Origin of the sequence: Paenibacillus sp. OT2-17 (assembly GCF_009827695.1) — a bacterium.
Lineage (GTDB): Bacteria > Bacillota > Bacilli > Paenibacillales > Paenibacillaceae > Paenibacillus > Paenibacillus polymyxa_B.
Genome location: NZ_WUDQ01000961.1, coordinates 1 through 792 on the forward strand (window position 1 = coordinate 1; position 792 = coordinate 792).

Consider the following 792-nt stretch of genomic DNA (forward strand, 5'->3'; position numbering starts at 1 on the left):
CGCCACGGGGTTCCGGGTTTGAGATATGCAGCACCGACACCTTTGGGGCCATACACTTTATGGCTCGATACAGAGAGTGCATCTACTCCCATGGCTTCTACATCTACGAGAATATTCCCAAATGTCTGTACTGCATCACTGTGCAGCAAAATACCCCGTTCGCGTAGCAGGGGAGATAAGGCAGCAAGGTCCTGAATCAGTCCCGTTTCCGAATTGGCGTGTTGTACGGAGACAAGTCCAGTGTTTTCTCTCAGGTGAGGTAAAAGAGCTTCGCGAGTCATTCGTCCTTCCTGATCCGGTTGCACAATGGTCAGTTCATAGCCCTGACGTTCCAGCAAAGTAGCAAGGTTGTACATCGAGTGATGTTCCAAAGCGCTCATGATCCAATGCTTTTTATGCGGCGGCAACCCGTTCAGGATTGATTGCACAATCAACATATTGGATTCTGTTCCCCCGGTTGTAAAATAGATGCCTTCCTTTTGCCCGCCAATCATATTTGCTATTCGTTGCCTGCTGTAATCCAGCGTGTAGGCTGCTTGACCGCCCGCATCATGGAGGCTGCTGGCATTTCCGAACATTTCCTTATTTAATACGTTATACATATTTAGAGCTTCGTCACACATAGGTGTGGAAGCGGCATAGTCCAGATAAATCACAGCAATTCCTCCCTGCTCAAAAATAATTCCATTCAAAAACTCTTGAGATTATTGTAGGCATGTGTAAATATAAGTGTCAAGACACTTGTAAATATGTATGTACACAAAGCGGTTATCTGTTCGTGAGAGCGGGAAC

The 792-nt window shown here is 46.5% G+C and carries 1 protein-coding gene; it reads right to left on the bottom strand.

Annotated elements, in window-relative coordinates; all coding sequences use genetic code 11:
• Nucleotides 1–656 (bottom strand): IscS subfamily cysteine desulfurase (locus tag GRP75_RS28470; protein WP_160791056.1); only part of this gene is annotated, 656 nt, incomplete at its 3' end.
• Nucleotides 657–792 lie beyond the last annotated feature (136 nt).